Consider the following 21,962-nt stretch of genomic DNA (forward strand, 5'->3'; position numbering starts at 1 on the left):
ACGATAGGACATAACAAACTGAAGGTTCCTAATTGTCTAACAAAAGGAGATGGCTCTGTATGGACGCTGTTCGTGGCAGTTTCCTTCCGGGTTGCCCCCTTCCTGCGGAATTTTATCAGCTTTCAGCGCTAGAGGCTGCCCCCTTGCTGATGGGCCAGATTCTTGTTCGCCACACCCTCGAAGGAGATATCCGTTGCCGCATTGTCGAGACGGAAAGCTATGGCGGTGTTGAGGACAAGGGCAGTCATGCTTATGGCGGACGCCGTACGGCGAGAACCGAAATTATGTTCGGTGAGGGTGGTACCGCATATATTTATCTAATCTATGGCATGTACCACTGCCTAAATGTTGTTACTGGCCCTGTCGGGAACCCGCAAGCGGTGCTCATCCGGGCCGTAGAGCCATTGACCACAGCAGACGAGACGTTGATGCGCCGCTATCGCGGTACGGTAGCCAAGCGGCCGGTCGACTTGTCCGGCGGCCCTGGCAAGCTGTGCCGGGCGCTGCAGATCGACAAGACGCAAAACGGGTTGCCGCTGACACAGCCCGGAGGGCCGCTCTGGCTGGAAGGCGGGCCACCCATAGCAGAAGGCTTGGTGCAAGCCCCACGGATTAACATCGCTTATGCCGAGGAGTACGCGGCAAAGCCTTGGCGGTTTTACCTTCAAGGCAACCCGTACGTGTCTGTGGCGGACCCCAGGGCCAGTAGGTGGACCGGGATAGCCAAGAAGTAAAAAAACAGCGATCATGTCGGGGGAGATCCCCTTGAATGATCGCTGTTTCTATTTTACCCTTCCAAAGCCGCTCGCAGTTCGTCTGGTGTACGTTCCCACCATTCTGCGTTGGTGTCAATCAACAACTTCTTGAGCGCGGCTTTATGTTCCGCAGTCAAGCCGTCCAGGATCACTCTGCGCTTCAGGGCATAATCCATCTTGTTGACATGCTCGGCTAACAATTTCCAACCCCGGCGCGCCTCGGTATCGATCCACATCTCGCAGGCTGTCATCCCACCGTAAAATTGTCCATCCGGCCCGCGGTCCACAGCGACCCAGACAAGCCATACCTGACGTCCCGCTGGTACGGTCTCCCGTTCCGCCGAGAATTTGATGCCCTTCTCGACCTTGCTCTTGGCATGCATCGCACCGATATCAATGTAGACCTCATCACCGTCAATAATGACCGGGGACAAGCTGTTCAAGTCAATGGAACCGGCACCAAAACCTTTATGCTTGCTTTTCTCTTCATTACTAATAATATTCAGGGCAAAAATTTTCTTGCCCGCCTTAGGTGGCTGCTCCATAGTTCTCCTCCATTTTCCACATTTCCGACCGTGAATCACGATCTGCCTCGTACTCGACTTTTTGAACACACACTTTAAATCAATTTTAGCTAATAATCTTCCAAAAGCAAACATATACATGCTGTAGATGCTTGTCAACGGGAGGTATCCATTGTATGACCCGACGTACTATGATCTATAGCCTATCCATGATCGCCTTGCTTTTGACCCTTGGGGTCAGCCTGCTGGCTTTCCCCGGCTTCAGGGAGGGACTAGCTTCACTTGCGCTCAAATCGGGCAAGCCTCAGGCTGTCCTGACAGCACCGCAGCCTCCTGCCCCAACCCAGGCCGAGACCATTCAGCAGCCTACTGCTGAAGTGCTGAGCCACCGAGTGGTCGAGTATCACATCGATACTACGCTCAATGAACAAGAGGGAACCCTATCCGGATCACAGACGGTGACCTGGACACATCCCGGTAAGAAGACCATTAACGAAATATATCTACATCTATATCCCAATGCTTTTGCTTCGGAGAACTCTACCTTCATGAAGGAATCGGGCGGTAAGCTGCGCAACGATACTATGCCCAAGGATGGCTGGGGCTCCATGGAGATTACTGAGCTGCGAACTACAGACGGTATCTCGCTGCTGCACCGAATTCAATATGTACAACCTGATGATGGCAATGCTGAGGATCGTACCTTGGCCAAAGTTCGCTTGCCTGTGTCCGTGCAGGGAGGAGAGAGCTTGACGCTACGCCTCAAATTTACCGTCAAGCTGCCAAAAATCTTTGCCCGTATGGGTGTGTCCGATGACTTTGTCATGGCTGGCCAGTGGTTCCCCAAGATCAGCGTATATGAACCAGCCGGAACAAGGGGGCGCGACACTGAAGGCTGGAACCTTCATCAGTATCATGGCAACTCGGAGTTCTATTCCGATTTCGGAATTTATAGTGTGAAAATTAATGTGCCTGAGCATTACACTGTAGCTGCCACCGGCTTTCAAACAAAGAAAGCTACTCTCAAAGAGGGGCGGAAGACCGTACAGTTCTATGCCGATGATGTCCATGATTTCGCTTGGTCCGCCTCGCCTGACTTTATTTATGCCGAAGAGCCCTTTTCTTCTACCGAAGTGCCAGGTGTTCGGGTCAAGCTCTATCTCGATCCGGCGCATGAGGACCTGAAGGAACGCTACTTCTACGCTGCCAAGGTGGCTTTGGCTAATTTCAGCGAGTGGTACGGACGTTATCCGTATTCCACCTTGTCGATCGTGGTTCCCCCGGCGGGGGGCAATGGTGCTGGAGGTATGGAGTACCCCACCTTGGTCACAGCCTTCGGGGCTCGCAGCGATTCCCCGGATTACGATGAGCTTGAACGCACCGTCATTCATGAAATTGCACACCAGTTTTTTTATGGGATGATCGCTAGCAACGAATTTGAAGAAGCCTGGCTGGACGAAGCCTTTGCATCCTATGCGGAAGATAAATTAATGGAACAAGAATTTGGCATTGCACCTAATCTGCCTATTCAATCAACGTTGATCTCTGCTCCCGAGTCCCTGACACAGCCGGCCTGGGAGTATGCGCCAGGGGACGGTTACGCCCGCAACGTCTATTACCGAGGCAAATTGATTTTGCTGGATATTGAACGCCAGGTGGGCAGCAAGACCATGAAGCGCATTCTCAATACCTACAGCTACAAGTACCGATTCAAGCACCCGACCACTGCCGATTTCCAGCGAATCGTCGAACAAGTAAGCGGACGAAGCTGGAAGACTTATTTTAACCAATATGTATTTGATGATAAAATGGCCGACTTCTCTGTGGATGACATTCGCATTACATCAATACAGCAAGAGAACAGCACTTTATATGAGTCAGCCATAACCTTCTCCCGCAAAGGGGCCACGCATCCGAAGGTTCCATTATTATTTACCTTCACCGACGGTCATACCGTGCGCAAAGAGTGGAATGGTGAAGATCATCGGCTAGAGCTTAAGCTCCAATACAAGGCCCCCGTCGATTGGGTCCAAATTGACCCCGAATACACGCTGGTAGTAGAGAATAAGCGAATCAACAACTACCTGAAAGCCGACATTCCGCAGCCGCTTCTCTCCCGCTCCAATATGAGCGTCACCAAGTTGCTGGAGGCAGTCCTGGGTCTATTCATTTGGTAGGCATCTATAAAGGAGGGATGAAATGAGTTATGTCCGTCAGGGTTTTACCGCCCTCAAGAGTCAATTCCTCTCAGTGATTGTTCTTTTTCTCTATCAGTTGCTATGGGGACTGCTTATATATCGGCTTGCTGATACCGCAATTACCTCTCTGTTACAGAGGTACCCGAACCCGCCGCCCACACCTCTTGCGAAAATATTGTTCCTGCTGGAGGGGCAAGTCAATTTGTGGAGTCATCCCGATGTGCAACGGTACTTCTGGCTGCTGGCTGGCATGATTGTGTTACGCCTTCTTCTCACGCCTTTAATTCAAGCCGGCATCCTGTATGGACTTACCCCGGCTGAGGAGCGCGGCTCCGGCTTCCCGTTGTTTCGGGGAATGAAAGAGTTTGGCAAGCCGGTCTTGCTGTTCTATGTTTTGGAGCTGATTCTGGTTCTGCTTCCGGCCTTGTGGATTATCCCCAAGTTATGGTCTTTATGGCCAGGTCTGCTCGGTGCCGTAGAGCATTTGCCCATTTGGCTCACCGGACTTGGTCTCCTGCTGGGCTGGTTCCTGTACGGCTGGGTGGTTCGGCAATGCTTATTATTTATTCAGTTCGGCTATCTGTTCAAATCAGGTGCATGGAACTCCCTGCTGGTGGGTATTCGCCATCTCTTGCAAGGCTTAGGTATCGCGCTGATTCTTGGATTCTTCGCGCTCGTGGCATTCCTGCTCATGGGCACCGTATCCTGGATCTGGACCGGTCTGCTCGCATTAATCGTGCAGCAAACCTATCCTCTCTTTCGCTGCACTTTTAGAGTTTGGCAGGTTACCTCTCAATTTCAACTTTGGAGAGCCAAAACACAAAAAAGTTAAAATTTCTTTACCTTCTCCAAACCCATGGGGCACAAGGACTTTGCAAGCTTGCAAAGTCCTTGTGCTCTATTTGTTCTCTTAATCTTGTGAATTAAGCATTGCCAAAATATACTACCCTCTGCTACAATAACAGCAGGCAATTTAAGTAACAGTTTTGTAATTACTTTTGTCATCTTTGGTAGCATCACGTTGCCATCTGCCATTAAGGCAAATTTAGGTGTGAAATCAAAAGCCGAGTTCCCTTCACCAGGGAAACGGGGGAACCACTTTGGGTGAATTGATCTCGCAATAGAGGGATCATAGGGGACCTTCAACCGAATCCTTAAGCTAACCTCGTAGGCACTGGAAGGAGCATAACTTCTTGAAAAAGCGTTTAACCGTAGCAGCAGTAAGTTTTGCATTGCTTTTCACCCTCGGAACAGGTAGCGCTTTCGCGGATTCCAAACTGAACACCGCGATTGACGGAGCTCTTGGTACCGACTATGTTGCCGGCGGAACCTCAACAAATGGTTTCGACTGCTCAGGATTTACCATGTATGTGTTCTCTAAAATTGGCATCAAACTTCCTCATCAATCCGGATCACAATATAAGATGGGAACAGCCGTAAATAAAAGTGAACTCATTGCTGGCGATTTGGTATTCTTCAACACTTCTGGTAAGGGAGTTTCCCACGTAGGTATCTACGTAGGCGACGGCGAATTTGCACATGCTTCTACTTCTAAAGGAGTTATCATTAGCAAATTGAGCCAGAAATATTATGCTGAACGCTATATCGGTGCTAAGCGCATTATGAGCACTGACAAGTATGAAGAAGTGACCGGCGATACTACCGATCATGATGATGTTGAATAGGTCATAACATTAGGACCCGTGGAGATGTTGATTACAACATTCTCGCGGGTTTTTTATTTGCTAAATTCCCCCGCCAAAAAACGATGCCCACTCCGGTTAAACCTTTACAAGCCTGACAAATGCCGTTATTGTGAGGGTACGAGAATATTCACGGTCCTGTCACCTCATACATGCCGGATTAAAGGAGAGGCAAAATGGATAAACCAATCACTCAATTTCAGATTGCACCGATGGAAGAAGCTCATGGAGCCGAGATTTGTACCTGGCATTACGATTCTCCTTATGATATCTATAGCTGGCTGCCGTGGGAACAAATGAAAGCGCTCGATGTAGAGTTCGGCAATCCTGTGATACGAACTGAACAGTATATATCCGTTCTGGACCAAGACGGAAGCTTGGTGGGGTTCGCCCAATATTTCCCCTTACAAGGTGTTACCCGTCTGGGCATAGGTTTGAAACCCGAATTATGTGGAAATGGCTTGGGCAAGTCATTTGTTGAAGCAATTGTCGCAGAAGCTCGCAGGCGCAAGCCCGAGAATGAAATTGATCTGGAAGTGCTCACCTGGAACACTCGGGCGATCCGGGCTTACCAGAAGGTAGGCTTCACCATTACCGATTTGTACGAGAAGATGACTCCCGGTGGGGTATCCAAGCCATTTTATTGCATGGTGTACAAAGGCGATTCCTCTTCAGCTCAGTAATTCAAGCTAACGCAGTTTCCTCGACCGATGATACGCTGTGAGCTAAAGCACATTTTAGCACGATTTTAAGATTCATTCGTTTCCAAATTTGTCACAAAGGCTATGAACGGGCAGTTTGTTCCGTTATAATAATAGGTAGCTGACATAGGAGGGACGATTGAAATGCAAAAGTGGATCATGAGCGGTTTGTTCATTATAGCAGGCGCTTTTGCCCTTGTACTCATGTTTACCTTACCTAGCCGAGAACAAACTGAAGAAGAAGCGAAGCCCCCGCAATTGCCTGAAATCACGATGAATGCAGAGCAAGCCGAAGCCTTGGTCCGGGCCAACTGTATTAGCTGTCATGGCGACCAGCTCCAGGGTGGAGCGGGGCCGGCTCTGGACAAAATCGGGGCCCAACTGACAACCGAAGAGTTATATTCCATCATTGCCAAGGGAAAGGGCGGCATGATGCCTGCGTTTAAGGATCGCTTGCAGGATGAAGAGATTGCAAACGTAGCCATGTGGCTTGCGGAGAAGAAATAACAGATAGACAAAACACCCCCACCAAGGTGTAGTGCCATTAAGTTAAGCTCATCTTAATGACATTTGCACCAAGGTGGGGGTGTTTGCTTTGGAATCAGGACATCTTCTCGAAGGCCTCATTGTATTGCTGCGCTTCCTTAATATCAACGGCGGTGATGCCCCCGTCTTCCCATGAGGTCAATCGAAGCGTAACCGTCTTGTAATCGATCGTAATAAAAGGATGGTGATTGAAGGCCTCGGAAATGGCCGCAACCTCATCCACAAAGGCAATCCCCTTCATAAAGCTGGAGAATGTATATTTACGGAAAATCCATCTTCCTTCCTCAAGCTCCCAGCCTTCCAGCTTCTCCAAATGCGCTTCTACTTCTTGCGGTGTAAACGGCATATTTCTTCCTCCCCGTTCTCTTCAAGAACTCCTGTATGTAAGCCTGTTCCCTGCGCACCAGGATTCCTCTTGGTCTGTCCCGGCTTCGCTCTTCATCTATTGTATTCCCAACCTCACAGCTTCATGCGTACCTATATGGACAATACAAAGACCTGTCCACTGATTTCAAGCATTTCTTCAAATTAGCGTAACCGAGGTCAACTCAGCTTCTCCCAACAAGAAGTTGATTCGATGTCCTTCCGGATCATAAATAACGATGGCACTGCCAACTTCGATCATCGGCTCAGTTCCCAAGGCGAAGAACAGATCTTCCGCCAGTGCTTCTTGTACTTCTTCCCGATCCGCGTCAGACAAGCTATCCCACTCGGAGGGCTCCATCTCGAAAAAAAGATAGCTATCACTAATCTGGCTAACCGCTTTCATCAAATCAGCCAAAATATATTCATAATCTCTGCCATGCTTTACTCCCACTGCTATATCCTCCCTTCCAACCTCTCTATTTAGACTGTATTCCTATTATACCGGAAAAAACCACTTAAAAAAAAAGGGAATTCTGTCGATAAAGTAGATACATCGTTTCAAGTGGCGTGACCCGCCTATTCCGCAAGGATGCGGGAGGGGCAAGGAAAGGAATCAATTTATCTCAAGGACGAGGTGTACAATGGAAATTTCAACAATTATTGGTCTTATTCTCGGATTCGTCGCTCTTATTTTGGGGATGTTTCTAAAAGGCGCGCCTGTCGAATCCCTGGTTCAAAATCCCGCGGCTTTTGTCATTATATTTGTCGGGACGGCGGCAACCCTGTTCGTGGGCTTCCCCATGTCGGAGTTGAAGAAATTCCCGAAGCTAATCAAGCTGACGGTTGTCAAACCTAAAATGATTAGCAAAGGCGAATTGATTACCCTGTTCATGGAATGGGCTACGATTACCCGCCGCGAGGGCTTGCTTGCTCTTGAAGCCAAAGTAGATGAAATTAACGACGACTTCCTGCGTGGTGGTATGCGGATGATCATTGACGGTAATGATCAGGAGTTCGTCCAGGATGTCTTGACGGAGGATATTGCCGCTACAGAAGAACGTCATAAGGCGGGTGCCTTGATGTTCTCCCAGGCAGGGATGTATGCACCAACCCTCGGGGTACTCGGGGCCGTAGTTGGCTTGATTGCCGCCTTGGCTGATATGAGCGATATTGATAAATTGTCTCATGCCATCGCTGGCGCATTTATTGCTACTGTCTTCGGTATCTTTACCGGTTATGTACTGTGGCATCCTATCTCCAACAAATTAAAACGTCTCTCCAAACAAGAGATGGAAGTGAAGCTAATGATGGTAGAAGGTCTGCTGTCCATTCAATCCGGCGTATCCACCATCGCGATCCAGCAGAAGCTGGCCGTGTTCTTAACCCCTTCCGAACGTGCAAAAATCCTAGAAAAGGGGGCGGGTGAAGGTGAGCAAAAAGAATAAGCATCAAGACCATGAAGAGCATGCCGACGAAAGCTGGCTGCTGCCCTATTCTGACTTGATGACGTTATTGCTGGCCCTCTTTATCGTTCTGTTCGGCATGAGTAATATCGATGCCCAGAAGTTCCAGGAGATGAGCGAGGCGTTCAATGGGGTGTTCACCGGTGGAGTCGGCATCCTGAATGAGAACGCAATGATCAGCAATTTGAACACCTCAAACAGTGAGACTGACTTGCCAAAGTCCTCTTCTGACTTAATTGCCAGACAAGATGAGCTGAAACGCCAGGAACAGCAAAATCTGGAGGAGCTTAAGCAACAACTGGACAATTATATTCAGCAAAATGGATTGACGGAGGATTTGGATACAAACCTCAATCAATCTCAGCTTATGATTACAATTAGCGATAATGCTCTGTTCCCCTCGGGAGAAGCGGAAGTGAAGCCTGAAGCCCGGATGTTGGCCAAGGCGATCTCTGTCATGTTACAGGAATTCCCCGATTATGAAGTTATCGTCTCGGGACATACCGACAATGTACCCATTAACACGTATCAGTTCCCGTCCAACTGGGATTTGAGCTCTGTCCGTGCCTTGAACTTCATGAAGATTCTGCTGTTCAATGAACATCTGGATCCTAAGAAATTCAGTGCCATCGGTTATGGCGAATATCATCCTGTGGCCGAGAACGATACGGCGACTGGACGAGCACAGAATCGTCGGGTGGAAGTATCCATCATCCGGAAGTATTCGGACAACAGCCAGCAGTTAGGCGTAACTGCAGCTCATTAATCAATGAAACCAAGCGATAATATGAAGAAGGAACCTGTCACCCACAGAAGCGTGGTTATGACAGGTTCCTTCTTAGTTTAAATTGTAGTTCAAGGCATCCCCTAGTTCCTGCTTCTCCTGTTCCGTTAGCTCCCGCCAACTGCCAATCTTTTGTTGACCGAGACGAATATTCATAATACGCACGCGTTGCAGCTTGCGGACTCCGTATCCCAAAGCACTGCACATCCGGCGAATTTGTCGATTCTTCCCCTCGGTCAGTACAATGCGAAACGTTCGCTCGGTCACTCGTGTTACCTGACAAGGCAAGGTCTTCTCCCCAAGAATTTTTACGCCTTCACTCATAGCTCGGGTAAAACTGGGGGTAATCGGCTTGTCCACCGTCACAATATACTCCTTCTCATGCTTGCCCTCGGAACGCAGGATTTTGTTCACGATATCCCCGTCGCTAGTAAGCAGGATCAGCCCCTCGGAATCCTTGTCTAGCCTCCCAATGGGGAAGATACGCTCTTCATGCCCTACAAAGTCTACAATATTGCCTTTGATATGCCGTTCTGTCGTACTTGTGACGCCAACTGGCTTGTTTAACGCGATATAGACATGCTGGGTGCGCTGCGACTGAATCGGCCGGCCGTTCACCCGTACATCGTCTCCTGGCTCCGCTTGGCTACCAAGCAAGGCCTGAACTCCATTAATCGTCACCTGGCCGGACTCCACAAGCTTATCGGCCTCTCTGCGGGAGCAAAATCCCGTCTCGCTGATAAATTTATTAATTCGCATATGTAACCTCTCTTAATCTTTCCTCATTAAGCCAACCGCCTGATTAGACGAGATCAGCCTGCACTTCATTTTCCTCCCGCCCCGCTTGCTGTGCCAGCGGCAACGTAATCGTAACAACGGTCCCTTCACCTAGCTCACTCTCAATCACCATCGTTCCACGATGTCCCTCTATGATACGATGGCTGATCATAAGTCCAAGTCCGGTCCCTTTTTCCTTATTCGTATAGAAAGGCTCGCCCAGCTTATGAAGCCGCTCCTTGGCAATCCCCTCGCCCTCATCAATGACCCGCAGTATGGCATGTTGTCCCTCAATCTCCAAATCAAGAATAATCTTCCCGCCTTTCGGCATAGCCTCCATGGCATTCTTCAGGATATTGATAAACACCTGCTTCAATTGATTCTCTTCACAGTGTACCAGAATTGGACTCGGAGAGAAAAGTACATCAAATTCAATATTACGCAGATGAGCTTCGCTGTCGAGTAAGGAGGTGACATCACCCACGGTAAAACGAACATCCTTGATTTGAAATTGCACAGCTTGAGGCTTGGCCAAAATTAGGAACTCACTAACAATCAAATTAATACGATCGAGTTCCGATAACATCACGTCAGTATGCATGACATTAATTGCCCCAGTTCGTTGTTGCATTTGCAAAAAGCCTCGCAGCGTTGTTAGAGGATTACGAATCTCATGCGCAACTCCCGCCGCAAGCTGTCCTACGGTTGTAAGCTTCTCCGAGCGGCGCAGCAATTCATCCATTCTGTTATGCTCCGTCATATCGCGGGAAATGGTGATTAACGCCGTAATTTCGCCCTCCTGGTCAAAGACCGGCGACACGCTGATGCTCACCTCAACCAAGCTTCCGTCCTTGCGAAGACGCACCGTCTCTGCCAGAACAGAAGCCGACCGGCTGATCACTTCCGCTTCATGCTGCCAGACCGGACGGCCATCCTGCTCTGAGGATGGGATAAAGTTCAGCACAGAACCAACGATTTCCTCGCTGGTCCAACCATACAGGCTCTCAAAAGCGGAGTTAACCTGCAACACTCTCCCCTTCACATCTGTAACGTGAATCGCATCGGCCGTCTGACTGATGATGGATTCCAAGTATTCTTTCATGGAGCGATTCTCTTCGTTCTTCCGCTTCAGCTCTGCCGTATACTCCCCCAGATTGTCGGCCATGGAGTTGATCTTGTGTGCCAACAAACCAAGTTCATCACGGCGGCCAACCTTCAGGCGATTTTCGAATTGGCCAGCGGAAAGGACATTCACCTGATCAAGAATATGGCGAATCGGGCGAATTAGCCCGCCGGACAGCCAATAACTGGCCAAAATCAACAACCCCAGTAATCCAAGTGAAACGAGAATCTGGCTCACAATCTGCTCTGTAATTACCGCTGCAATGGGGTCATAACTTGATACAACCCGGATGACGTAGGGTTCTTGCATGCTGGCCATAATAGGCACGTAGCTCTCTAGTACATGCTTGCCGTCAATCCATGTGTTATAGAGCACGCTACGGTTCTGAGCAATTGCCTCTTTGACTGCCTCTTCCACTACCTGATCATTCTTATAGTTGTATGTACCGAACAGCCAGCGTCTATCATCCGTGTATCCCGGGTCAATTCCGGTAATCTCCAGCAGGTCCTTATTTCGCGTGAGCGATCTCTCCCAAATACGCTCCGGGCTGGTCATTTGCAGGACAGGCTCAATCATATCCTCACTCATCTTATCGCCAAGCGTCAATTTCACATAATTGTAAACTGATCGGCTCTGCTCGACAGCAATCGCTATATGATTGGCCGTAAGCATCATATTGTCCTCACTGTCTTTATGCAGATTATCACGGGTCAATAAGAAGCTAAGCACAATATTTAAAGACAAGATAATCAGGGAAAAACAAGATATAATTAAAGCGAGCTTAGTCTTAATGGTCATGTGGCTTCCCACCTCCAAGATAAATGTGGATATATATGGGAATCCAGGGCTGTCTACTCTCATCATACCTGTTATGTAATGTTTTGCAAAGACATTGAAATCCCCAGATTACTTTCTTACAATAAGTAAAAGTTAGTCATTGTACACAATCGCATCAAGTTGATTTATCCACAAAGTATTAACATATTAACAATCGCTTTGAATAATATGTGAGTAAAATTGGGGATATTGCAGCACTTATGCACAATGTTATTAACAACATGTTAACAACGAATACTTGTTCGTTGCACAAAATATGAGGATATCACCGAATTTGAAGGAGTTGAATTAAAGCATGCCATTCTCATCCCCCCTCATTCCCGAGCCTCCCGCCTCCATTCACTCTCATGAGCATTGGATGGCTGAAGCCATCGAGGAAGCTCGTCAAGCTGAAGCCATTGGGGAGGTCCCCATCGGCGCCATTGTCGTCTGGGGTGACGAGATTGTGGGACGTGGGCATAATCTACGGGAGAGCTCCCGGGACGGCACCGCCCACGCAGAAATGATTGCCATTCGCGAAGCCAGTAATCACTTCGGGGCTTGGCGACTGCTCCATTGCCGTCTTTATGTTACGCTAGAACCCTGTCCTATGTGTGCCGGAGCCATAGTCCAGTGCCGTGTTCCCCATATTATCTATGGGGCACCTGACCCCAAGGCAGGCTGCGCAGGGACATTGATGAACCTGTTGCAGGAACCGCGCTTTAACCATCGTACCGAAGTCACTCACGGCATTATGCAGGAGGAGTGTGCTTCCTTGCTGACAACCTTCTTCCGGAGGCTGCGCAGCAAATAAACCCTCTACTAAAACATATAAACCTCCAGCCCTATTGAAAAACATAAGGCTGGAGGTTTTATAATGTTAGCTTACTCGCTTCGAGCTATGTCCAATAGCTGGAGTGGTCGATGGTGTCTAATAGCCAAAGCTACGCATAGCTTCCAGCCATTCCGCTGTACCCATTGTATTTGTGGGGATGTCGGTTTCAAATACCGGCTGCTCATTGATCTCACTATACTGGCGTGTCACTCTCAAGGTCATCTGTGCGCTCTCCTGGGCGCTTGGAATGTCCAAGGTAAGGTCTACGTCCATCGTAGTGTACACAGGATAATTCTGTTCGTCTATAGCGGTCTGAATCGTTAGTTGATGAATTGCCATCCCATCTGCCAAATGGTTAGGGAAGAAGGGATAGCCCTGCTGCTTCCAATTACTTTGTACTTCCGGCAAGACTTGTCCCTTAAGAACCTCGCGCGCTTGCTGCACCTGATCATTGGAGACGGCAAACTGTACTACTTGCTTCGCCGGCACCTCTTCAGGTAGTGTAGCTTGCTCTACCTCAACGTATCTGAAATAGGTATCCCCATCATAGCCAGCCAACAAGGCCGTTATGAACGAAGAACCCAGTTGCTGTACTTCCTCGCCATTTACTTCCGGTAAACCTGTGGCTGCTTGGTCACTTCGCTGGGCGAGCTCCTTGAAATCCAAGACCACAAACTGCCCCACAAGCTCTTCCGGCATCGGAAGCAACGGCGTGCTTGGCAACTGTACATACAGCTTGTCCGGAGTGATCACCAGGGGGAGCGTTACCGTAGTAGCTACCTTGCCCTGAAGCTTGATCTCCAGCACTGCTTCAGATTGGGCCGGCTCCTTATGGTAAACCTGACGAATATGGATGTCAGCGTCTTTTAGCCACGGCAGCAAGGCACTCATCGCTGACGATTCTGGTGATTCTGAAATTTCCGCTTCTTCAGCGGTCTCCGAGCCTAGCTCCATACTCAAGATTTCAATTCGGCTCTCCGCTACATAGGAGTCCGCCTCCAGCATCTTGCTGACAGCCAAGCTTAAAGTATCCTTGGGCGCCTTTTGACCGGTACAGCCAGGTACGATAAGTACCAGCGCAAACGCAAATAGCAAAGTAATGATTACGCTTCTCTTGAACATAAACCCTCCTACGGGCTTCTTTTCTATAGTTACATGTCATTTGGGATTTGCGTTTCAGCTTGTTAATGAATTGCTTTTTTCTTGAAACGCCCACCCTTAACATCATGGATATTTCCGACTGCCATAAATGCATGCTCGTCATAATGATTGACGATTTCCTTGAGCTTGGCTTCCTCCAAGCGGGTAATCACGCAGAAGATGACTCTCTTCGGGTCCCCCGAGAAGCCCCCTTCGCCTGATAAGTAAGTAACTCCACGGCCCAAACGACTCAGGATCGCATCCCCGATTTCGTCAATTTGGTCGCTGATAATCCAGACAGATTTGGATTCATCCAATCCATCCACGACGATATCAATCGTCTTATAGGCGATAAAATAAGCAAGAAGCGAGAACAAAGCTCGTTCCCATCCAAAGACAAAGCCTGCACCTAACAGAATGAAAAAGTTGAAGAACATAATCACTTCGCCCACGGAGAAGGGGGTTTTCCGGGAAATGAGGATAGCCACAATCTCTGTACCATCCAGGGATCCGCCAAATCGAATCACTAGCCCTGTCCCCAAGCCCAGCAAAATACCACCAAAGACAAAAGCCAATAACGTATCCGTGACAAAAGGCTCCACCGGATGCAATAACGCCGTGCCTAAGGACATAATCGTAATACCTATCAATGTGGATATGGCAAACGTCTTGCCAATTTGTTTATAGCCGACAATTAAGAACGGAAGGTTGAATAGAAAGAGAAAAATCCCTAGTGGCAACTCTAATAAATAGGAGGTCATGACGGATACACCGGTTATACCGCCATCGGTAATTTTGTTAGGAACCAGAAATAGCTCCAATGCAACCGAAACAATCACGGCTCCGATGACAATAAACAATGTTCTGAACAATACACTCCGCACGGAGCGTTGTTTATGTTGACGAACCTGCGTCGCGGTGTCGTAGTCCGTAACATGGCTGGGATTCACTACGTTCATAAGCATCACGATCCTTTCACTCTCTGAGAGACACCTATCTTTATTATGACATTTTATCCGCTTCCTGTCTTGTGAATTCTATATTCAACGCTATGAGCAACGCATAGAGCGGTGGGCGACGCAATCACACCAAAACCCCCAGCCAAGAGCTGAGGGTTGCCGGATGAAGCACCAGATTATCCTTGCGGATTATGGTGATCAACATGGTTTTTATTTTTTACTTTCTTGGAGCCTGACAGCGGTTCTTGCCCATTCTTCTCCTCGTGCCGCTCACGCTTGCGGTCTGATTCGTTCTCGGAGCCGGCCGTCTGATACGTCTGGGGTTTGGTCATAACAGATTCATCCTCTCTTCTTATACAAATGATGGACATCTCGGTATTTGTTCATACGCAGGCTTAATGTGTGATGGAATAGCCGTCATTATGCATAAAAAAAGAGAGCATCTCTGCTCTCTGGTTCGACGATATATGGCGGAGAGGGTGGGATTCGAACCCACGTGGGCTTGCACCCTAACGGTTTTCAAGACCGCCCCGTTATGACCACTTCGGTACCTCTCCAAAGGTGAATCCGATTAGCGTAACAAATCAGATTCTACCACACAAAGCACTAATTGTGCAAGTTATTTTCTCTTAGTGATTTTATCAATATTACCCATGTATGGACGCAGCAGTTCCGGAATTTCCACGCTGCCATCTTCTTGCTGGTAGTTCTCCAGAATAGCAGCTACAGTTCGTCCTACAGCCAATCCTGAACCGTTGAGCGTGTGCACAAATTCCGGCTTAGCCTTCGGCTCTGGACGGAATCGGATATTGGCCCGACGCGCCTGGAAGTCCTCAACGTTAGAGCACGAAGAAATTTCGCGGTAAACTCCACTTTCCGGCAGCCATACTTCCAGATCGTAGGTTTTAGCCGATGTAAAGCTCATATCACCAGTGCACAAGGCCAGCACCCGATACGGCAGGTTAAGCAATTGCAGCACTCGTTCGGCGTTGGCCGTCATCAACTCCAACTCTTCATACGAATGATCCGGATGAACGACTTTAATCATTTCTACCTTATTGAATTGATGCTGGCGAATCAGCCCGCGGGTATCACGCCCAGCCGCTCCGGCTTCCGACCGGAAGCAAGAACTATAGGCCACATATTTGCGCGGCAAATCCTCCGCGTTCAGAATCTCGTCACGGTGATAGTTGGTCACCGGCACCTCAGCCGTCGGAATGAGGTAATACTCGCTGCCACCGGATAACTTGAACAAGTCTTCCTCAAATTTAGGAAGCTGCCCCGTTCCATACAGACTGTCGCGATTGACGATATATGGTGGCAACATCTCTTCATAGCCGTGTTCATTGCTGTGCAAGTCCATCATAAAGTTAATGAGCGCACGCTCCAAGCGGGCCCCTAATCCTTTGTAAAAGGTAAATCTGGACCCGGTTACCTTGGCTGCTGCTTCAAAATCCAGGATCCCCAGATCAGCCGCTACATCCCAATGAGCCTTCGGAGCAAAGCTGTAGGACTTAGGCTCACTCCACCGGCGCACTTCCACGTTGTCTTCCTCAGAGGCGCCTACAGGTACACTTTCATGCGGAATATTCGGAATGGACATCATCAGTTCCTCAATATCCGCTTCCAATGCCCGAACTTCCTCATCCAGCTCTTTAATGCGGTCGCCGACCTGGCGCATCTCCAAGATCAGTTCGTCCGCATCCTCCTTGTTCTTCTTCCGCTGGGCCACTTCCGCCGATACTGTGTTCCGGCGGTTCTTCAAAGCCTCGTTCTCTTGAAGCAACTCGCGGCGTTTCTCATCCAACCGCGGAAAACCTTCGATCAAATCCAGCGATTTCCCCCGGCGCTTCAGCGCATCTTCCACTCTGGCATAATCATTTCTCATTACTTTCACATCTAACATGAGTAGTCCCTCCTAGAATCATCCCTGCACAGACCTGCCGACCTTCTCTTTGGAAGACTCTCCGGACGGAAAGGCTGCTATGGAATATAGAAACGCCGTATAAACAGATAAAACCTTAACCCATCAAAGGAGTCAAGGTCTGCTTACGGCTGCTTGGCTTGCTTGACCATCTCTACAAAATACGTATGCAGCGAATAATCATCCGTCAGCTCCGGATGGAACGACGACACTAGCAAATGCCCCTGACGGGCCGTAACGATCTCATCCTTGTAAACGGACAATACTTCTACCCCTTCTCCCACAGCCGTAATTAACGGCGCACGGATGAATACGGCACGAAGCGGAGCCTCCAGTCCTTTTACCTCAAGATCCGTCTCAAAGCTCTCCTTCTGGCGTCCAAAGGCGTTACGGGATACCTTGATATCCATTAACCCGAGATGAGCTTCTTCACCACTCTCGATTTCCTTCGCCATCACAATCAGACCTGCACAGGTACCAAATACGGGCTTGCCCTGCTCCGAAAAAGCTTGAATGGCCTGAATAAAATCATACTTGCGCATCAGTTTGCCGATGGTGGTGCTCTCCCCGCCAGGGATGATCAAGCCATCCACTTCGGCCAGTTCCTGCGTATGCTTGACCGCGACACCTTCTACCCCGGCCTTCTCCAAGCTACGCACATGCTCGGCAACAGCGCCTTGCAGCGCCAACACTCCTACTCTCATGACAAACCTTCTTTCTCTCGCAGCCTAAACTATATGTACCCCGGCCATTGGTCAACAACGGCCGGGGTGAGTATCCTTATTTACTATGGATAACTAATAAAAGCTGTTCAGGAATTACCAGCCGCGATCCGACATACGCTCTGCCGGGGACAGCTTGGAAATCTCAATGCCCTTCATCGGAGTACCCAGGTTCTTGGACACTTCGGCAATCAGCTTGTAATCTGTGTAATGAGTTGTTGCTTCCACAATAGCACGGGCAAACTTCTCAGGGCTATCCGATTTGAAAATACCAGAGCCCACGAATACACCGTCAGCTCCTAAATGCATCATCAAAGCAGCGTCAGCCGGTGTAGCTACACCACCTGCAGCAAAGTTAACCACTGGCAGCTTGCCATTCTCATGCACCTCAAGCAACAGATCGTAGGCTACGCCCAGATTTTTCGCTTCGGCATACAATTCATCTTTGGACAAGTTTTGCACCTTACGAATTTGGCTGTTAATCAAGCGCATATGGCGTACCGCTTCGACAATATTCCCGGTTCCCGGTTCGCCCTTCGTACGAAGCATGGAAGCCCCTTCGCCAATCCGGCGCAGAGCCTCGCCCAAATCCTTCGCTCCACAGACGAACGGTACTGTAAATTCACGTTTATCAATATGGAAGACTTCGTCTGCCGGAGTCAGCACTTCACTTTCATCCAGATAGTCTACCCCAAGGGATTCCAGAACTTTCGCTTCCACATAATGACCGATCCGTGCCTTAGCCATGACGGGAATGGAGACGACCTTCATCACCTCTTCAACGATCGTAGGGTCTGCCATACGGGCCACGCCACCGGCTGCCCGAATATCGGAAGGAACGCGCTCCAGTGCCATAACGGCGGTAGCTCCAGCCGCTTCAGCAATCTTAGCCTGTTCGGCATTCATGACGTCCATAATAACGCCACCCTTTTGCATTTCAGCCATACCTCTTTTTACACGCGATGTTCCTGTTTCCATGTCCAATCCCCCCGATAATAATCTAACTTACTATTTTACAATATTCGCCCTAAATATACAACCCTTTTACTAGGGATTCAATCCTACTTGAAGCCCTTCGTGATCGGAATATTTTAGATTTCCTTTTTATTTAGAACAAATTCTTGATTCCATTGAACATATCACTGAAAAATTCTCCGATGGCCCGCATCATCAGCTTAAACCAGCCAGCCTTCTCCGCGTCCTCCACTGTAATCAGATTGACTGTCTTCTCCAGTTCCTGATCCATACCTGGGGCTTTGAAGGTGTATTTTACAGTTCCTACCTTCGTACCTTGCTGTAACGGAGCTACAAGTTCCCCTTCATCCACCAGCGTCACCTGAGCTTCCACTGCGCTGGTATCCACACCCTTCGGCACGACAAAGCTGATCGCCTGATCGGTTACAACCGGAATCGCCGTATTCTTCGCTTTCTTAACGGTTACGGTCTCAGTGCCAACCACCGTTGTCTTGGCCGCTACAATTTGCTTGGTTTCAAAATGATTGAAGCCATAATCGAGCACTTTACGGGTTTCGACAAAACGAGCCTTATCCGTAGCTGTCCCCATCACAACGCTAATCATTCGTACTCCATCACGTATTGCCGTACCGGTAAAATTATTGCCCGCATTGCTGGTATGGCCCGTCTTTAAGCCATCCAAACCTTCATAAGCGAACTGCTTGAAGTTTGTTACATTCTTGTTCGCTTCCAGCATCCAGTTATAATTGATAATTGGTGATTTATCACGCGGTCGGAATTGATAAGTCTGAAGTGCTGTAAACTCGGCAAAATCAGGATGATCGGTTACAATATAACGTGCCAAAATTGCTGCATCAAGCGCAGACAGCACCGTCTCCTGATCCCCAGGCGTACGGAATTTCTCCGGCATATCCGCAATATCTAGGCCTGTAGAGTTGGCAAAATGGGCCGTTTTCATCCCCATACGCTTAGCTTCATCGTTCATCATCTTAATAAAAGCTTGCTCAGAGCCAGCGACATACTCAGCTAAAGCAACCGTTGCATCATTCGCTGATCCCACCGCCATGGCAATATATAGCTCTCTTATCGTATGTTGGTCTCCTTCGGCAAGAAAAATCCGGGAACCGATAGTTTTGGCTGCATTTTCACCTACCGTAACTACATCGTCCCAACTGAATTTTCCTTGCTTCACGAGATCGGCAACAATATATTCCGTCATCATTTTGGTCATGCTAGCCGGAGGAAACGGCTGATCCGCATTAACGTTTAATAATACTTGTCCAGAGGAGACCTCCATCAAGATGGCAGATTTCACTTCCAGATTCAGTGACTCCACTGAAGGAATGGCTGCTGCATTCTGCGTTGAAGCCTGCTCCGTGGTTGTCGCTTGATTCGCTCCAGTTTCGGTCTGCTCGCCTTCCGCCAGCGCCAGCGCCGGTACGAGAGAAGAACATAGCAAGTTCAGAAGCAGTACGGAAGCCACGCTCTTGCGCAGGAAGTGCTTCTTGGTTGTAATAGATTTAGATTTCAATGATTTGAGTTTCAATGCCCTTAAAGCTCCCCTCGTATTCTTTCATTTGCTTTATCTATTCTATCACAGGGGTATCTGCAAAAAAAGACAAGCAGGGTGATTTTCACCCTGCTCTATGTGGAAAATTATGGACCGGTCTAATTACAGTGAATAGTTTGGTGCTTCCTTCGTGATTTGCACGTCATGCGGATGGCTTTCACGCAAGCCAGCCCCAGTGATACGGATGAACTGGGTATCATTGCGAAGCTCGTCCAATGTTCCGGTTCCGCAATACCCCATACCTGCACGCAAGCCGCCGATCATCTGATGAATGGTGTCGGAAATAGGACCTTTGTAAGCAACGCGTCCTTCAATGCCTTCCGGAACCAGCTTCTTATCATCATCCTGGAAGTAGCGATCCTTACTGCCTTGCTTCATAGCCCCCATGGAGCCCATGCCTCTGTACACTTTGTAGCGACGTCCTTGGTAGATTTCCGTCTCCCCTGGGCTTTCTTCCGTACCGGCAAACAAGCTGCCCAACATCACCGCATGTGCCCCGGCAGCAACCGACTTCGTGATTTCACCGGAATACTTGATGCCGCCATCCGCAATAATGGGAATACCGTATTCACGGGCTACAGTCGCGCAATCATAAACTGCCGTAATTTGTGGTACGCCGATTCCAGCAATAACACGCGTGGTACAAATCGAGCCTGGTCCGATACCAACCTTGACTACCGATGCACCAGCTTCAATCAATGCTCTTGTGGCCTCGCCTGTCGCCACGTTACCCGCGATGATAGTCAGTTCAGGATACCGTTTGCGAAGTTCAGCTACTGCTTCAAGGATGTTGATGTGATGACCATGCGCCGAATCCACAGTAATAACGTCTACGCCCGCCTTGACAAGAGCATCGGTACGATCAAATGTATCCTTGGAGATCCCCACCGCAGCTCCCACCAGCAGGCGCCCTTGAGCATCCTTCGCTGCATTTGGGAATTGAATGGCTTTCTCAATATCCTTGATAGTAATAAGGCCTTTCAGAATGCCTTGTTGATCCACCAACGGAAGCTTCTCAATCTTATGCTTCTGTAAGATGCCTTCCGCTTCCTGCAAAGTCGTTCCTACCGGAGCAGTAACCAGGTCATCACGCGTCATCACTTCACTGATTTTAATACTATAGTCATGCACAAACCGCAAATCACGATTCGTCAAAATACCTACAAGCTTATGCTCTTCATTCACAATGGGAACCCCGGAAATACGGAATTTACTCATCACTTCTTCAGCATCCGATACCAAATGGTCCGGAGTCAGAGAGAAAGGATTAGTAATTACACCGCTCTCCGAACGTTTGACACGATCCACTTCCTCAGCCTGTTGTTCGATGGGCATGTTTTTATGAATGATGCCAAGACCACCTTCGCGAGCGATGGCAATAGCCAACGCCGACTCAGTTACCGTATCCATCCCTGCGCTAATCAACGGAATATTGAGCTTCACCTTATCGCTTAAGCGAGTGGACACACTTACCTCTTTAGGCAATACCTCCGATTTACGGGGAACCAGAAGCACATCATCAAACGTTAAGCCCTCTTTGTCAAATTTACTCTCCCACACCGTGAATTATCCTCCTTTAGTCTAATGGATTGTCGGGCCATATCCCGGCTGTTTCTCTTGCAAGATCAGGAGCCCCTGGATGAAGCGGTTTGTCCCGAATCCAAAGAAAAAACGTCTGCGACGTAATAGCACGAAAAGCAGCTCCGTCAAAGCAACCTTTGGCGCTTTAGAGCCACTTACGAAAATATATTATGCCAAGTTTAGCAAAGGGCCTATAGGCTGTCAAGGACAACCGCAAGCAAATCTACTGTCGACTCCCCAGCGCACACCCCTGTCTATTCAACGCGCACAAACCCAACATTTCAGCCCGTTTTTGGAGATAATTTCATCCTTCTCCAAGCACTTGTTTATACTCTTCACAGCACCACGCATCTATATTCGCGCTTAAAATTGTATACAAAAAAGCACCACCGACTTGTAATCGGTAGTGCTTCTTATCGTTGCTTGGCGGCGTCCTACTCTCCCAGGACCCTTCGGTCCAAGTACCATCGGCGCTGGAGGGCTTAACGGTCGTGTTCGGG

General features: G+C 48.8%; 22 protein-coding genes, 1 tRNA gene, 1 rRNA gene and 1 riboswitch. Of the genes, 9 read left to right on the forward strand and 15 right to left on the reverse strand.

Features of this window, described 5'->3' with window-relative positions:
• Window positions 1–59 precede the first annotated feature (59 nt).
• The gene (locus BN3279_RS00125) at window positions 60–734 is read left to right on the forward strand and encodes a DNA-3-methyladenine glycosylase (RefSeq protein ID WP_059048677.1); all 675 of its coding nucleotides are present in this window, start codon (window positions 60–62) and stop codon (window positions 732–734) included.
• A 53-nt stretch (window positions 735–787) separates the two neighbouring features.
• On the opposite strand, the gene BN3279_RS00130 is transcribed toward BN3279_RS00125, so the two are convergent.
• The gene (locus BN3279_RS00130; RefSeq protein WP_059048678.1) at window positions 788–1,300 is read right to left on the reverse strand and encodes a YwhD family protein; all 513 of its coding nucleotides are present in this window, start codon (window positions 1,298–1,300) and stop codon (window positions 788–790) included.
• A 155-nt stretch (window positions 1,301–1,455) separates the two neighbouring features.
• Between BN3279_RS00130 and BN3279_RS00135 the strand changes: the two genes are divergently transcribed.
• The 5 genes from BN3279_RS00135 (at window position 1,456) to BN3279_RS00160 (ending at window position 6,388) form a co-directional block, all read left to right on the forward strand.
• The gene (locus tag BN3279_RS00135; RefSeq protein ID WP_059048679.1) at window positions 1,456–3,456 is read left to right on the forward strand and encodes a M1 family metallopeptidase; all 2,001 of its coding nucleotides are present in this window, start codon (window positions 1,456–1,458) and stop codon (window positions 3,454–3,456) included.
• Between the two features lie 22 nt (window positions 3,457–3,478).
• Window positions 3,479–4,309, forward strand: a complete 831-nt coding sequence (locus tag BN3279_RS00140) for a hypothetical protein (protein ID WP_059048680.1) — start codon at window positions 3,479–3,481, stop codon at window positions 4,307–4,309.
• Between the two features lie 220 nt (window positions 4,310–4,529).
• Window positions 4,530–4,666, forward strand: a riboswitch (cyclic di-AMP (ydaO/yuaA leader).
• A 4-nt stretch (window positions 4,667–4,670) separates the two neighbouring features.
• Complete coding sequence (locus BN3279_RS00150) at window positions 4,671–5,162, forward strand: C40 family peptidase (protein ID WP_059048682.1); 492 nt, start codon at window positions 4,671–4,673, stop codon at window positions 5,160–5,162.
• 194 nt (window positions 5,163–5,356) lie between these two features.
• The gene (locus BN3279_RS00155; RefSeq protein WP_059048683.1) at window positions 5,357–5,863 is read left to right on the forward strand and encodes a GNAT family N-acetyltransferase; all 507 of its coding nucleotides are present in this window, start codon (window positions 5,357–5,359) and stop codon (window positions 5,861–5,863) included.
• Window positions 5,864–6,025: 162 nt separating this feature from the next.
• Window positions 6,026–6,388: a c-type cytochrome gene (locus BN3279_RS00160; protein ID WP_059048684.1), complete on the forward strand. Its 363-nt coding sequence runs from the start codon at window positions 6,026–6,028 to the stop codon at window positions 6,386–6,388.
• A 94-nt stretch (window positions 6,389–6,482) separates the two neighbouring features.
• Here the strand turns inward: BN3279_RS00160 and BN3279_RS00165 are convergent, their stop codons facing one another.
• Entirely contained in the window at window positions 6,483–6,773 is a 291-nt protein-coding gene (locus tag BN3279_RS00165; protein WP_059048685.1) for a 4a-hydroxytetrahydrobiopterin dehydratase, read from the reverse strand.
• Between the two features lie 177 nt (window positions 6,774–6,950).
• Window positions 6,951–7,244, reverse strand: a complete 294-nt coding sequence (locus tag BN3279_RS00170) for a hypothetical protein (protein WP_059048686.1) — start codon at window positions 7,242–7,244, stop codon at window positions 6,951–6,953.
• Window positions 7,245–7,434: 190 nt separating this feature from the next.
• On the opposite strand from BN3279_RS00170, the gene motA reads away from it, so the two are divergent.
• Window positions 7,435–8,238, forward strand: coding sequence for a flagellar motor stator protein MotA (gene motA, locus BN3279_RS00175; RefSeq protein ID WP_059048687.1), 804 nt, complete (start codon window positions 7,435–7,437; stop codon window positions 8,236–8,238).
• Window positions 8,222–9,022: a flagellar motor protein MotB gene (gene motB, locus BN3279_RS00180; RefSeq protein WP_059048688.1), complete on the forward strand. Its 801-nt coding sequence runs from the start codon at window positions 8,222–8,224 to the stop codon at window positions 9,020–9,022. The genes motA and motB overlap by 17 nt, the downstream gene beginning before the upstream one ends.
• 72 nt (window positions 9,023–9,094) lie before the next feature.
• On the opposite strand, the gene BN3279_RS00185 is transcribed toward motB, so the two are convergent.
• Together BN3279_RS00185 and BN3279_RS00190 are read right to left on the reverse strand one after the other, a co-directional pair.
• Complete coding sequence (locus BN3279_RS00185) at window positions 9,095–9,799, reverse strand: pseudouridine synthase (RefSeq protein WP_059048689.1); 705 nt, start codon at window positions 9,797–9,799, stop codon at window positions 9,095–9,097.
• 43 nt (window positions 9,800–9,842) lie between these two features.
• On the reverse strand, window positions 9,843–11,738 hold the full coding sequence (locus BN3279_RS00190) for an ATP-binding protein (RefSeq protein WP_059048690.1): 1,896 nt from the start codon (window positions 11,736–11,738) through the stop codon (window positions 9,843–9,845).
• A 334-nt stretch (window positions 11,739–12,072) separates the two neighbouring features.
• On the opposite strand from BN3279_RS00190, the gene tadA reads away from it, so the two are divergent.
• The gene (gene tadA / locus BN3279_RS00195; RefSeq protein WP_059048691.1) at window positions 12,073–12,570 is read left to right on the forward strand and encodes a tRNA adenosine(34) deaminase TadA; all 498 of its coding nucleotides are present in this window, start codon (window positions 12,073–12,075) and stop codon (window positions 12,568–12,570) included.
• Between the two features lie 117 nt (window positions 12,571–12,687).
• Here the strand turns inward: tadA and BN3279_RS00200 are convergent, their stop codons facing one another.
• From BN3279_RS00200 to rrf, 10 genes are all read right to left on the reverse strand, one after another.
• Window positions 12,688–13,713 (reverse strand): DUF6612 family protein, encoded by a 1,026-nt coding sequence (locus BN3279_RS00200; RefSeq protein ID WP_059048692.1) that lies wholly within the window; start codon window positions 13,711–13,713, stop codon window positions 12,688–12,690.
• A 62-nt stretch (window positions 13,714–13,775) separates the two neighbouring features.
• Window positions 13,776–14,690: a YitT family protein gene (locus tag BN3279_RS00205; RefSeq protein WP_059048699.1), complete on the reverse strand. Its 915-nt coding sequence runs from the start codon at window positions 14,688–14,690 to the stop codon at window positions 13,776–13,778.
• Window positions 14,691–14,866: 176 nt separating this feature from the next.
• A complete protein-coding gene (locus tag BN3279_RS23550; protein WP_089153410.1) occupies window positions 14,867–15,022 on the reverse strand; it encodes a small acid-soluble spore protein P in 156 nt (51 codons plus the stop codon).
• Window positions 15,023–15,158: 136 nt separating this feature from the next.
• Window positions 15,159–15,247 (reverse strand) — tRNA-Ser (locus BN3279_RS00210).
• 62 nt (window positions 15,248–15,309) lie between these two features.
• Complete coding sequence (gene serS / locus BN3279_RS00215; protein ID WP_059048693.1) at window positions 15,310–16,596, reverse strand: serine--tRNA ligase; 1,287 nt, start codon at window positions 16,594–16,596, stop codon at window positions 15,310–15,312.
• A 143-nt stretch (window positions 16,597–16,739) separates the two neighbouring features.
• The gene (gene pdxT / locus BN3279_RS00220; RefSeq protein WP_059048694.1) at window positions 16,740–17,318 is read right to left on the reverse strand and encodes a pyridoxal 5'-phosphate synthase glutaminase subunit PdxT; all 579 of its coding nucleotides are present in this window, start codon (window positions 17,316–17,318) and stop codon (window positions 16,740–16,742) included.
• 114 nt (window positions 17,319–17,432) lie between these two features.
• A complete protein-coding gene (gene pdxS, locus BN3279_RS00225; protein WP_059048695.1) occupies window positions 17,433–18,314 on the reverse strand; it encodes a pyridoxal 5'-phosphate synthase lyase subunit PdxS in 882 nt (293 codons plus the stop codon).
• 130 nt (window positions 18,315–18,444) lie between these two features.
• On the reverse strand, window positions 18,445–19,842 hold the full coding sequence (locus BN3279_RS00230; RefSeq protein ID WP_059048700.1) for a D-alanyl-D-alanine carboxypeptidase family protein: 1,398 nt from the start codon (window positions 19,840–19,842) through the stop codon (window positions 18,445–18,447).
• Between the two features lie 141 nt (window positions 19,843–19,983).
• Entirely contained in the window at window positions 19,984–21,441 is a 1,458-nt protein-coding gene (gene guaB / locus BN3279_RS00235) for an IMP dehydrogenase (protein ID WP_059048696.1), read from the reverse strand.
• A gap of 442 nt (window positions 21,442–21,883) precedes the next feature.
• A 5S ribosomal RNA gene (gene rrf / locus BN3279_RS24500) occupies window positions 21,884–21,962 on the reverse strand; the annotation flags it as partial.

It is taken from the genome of Paenibacillus senegalimassiliensis (genome assembly GCF_001486585.1).
Classification (GTDB): Bacteria; Bacillota; Bacilli; order Paenibacillales; family Paenibacillaceae; genus Fontibacillus; species Fontibacillus senegalimassiliensis.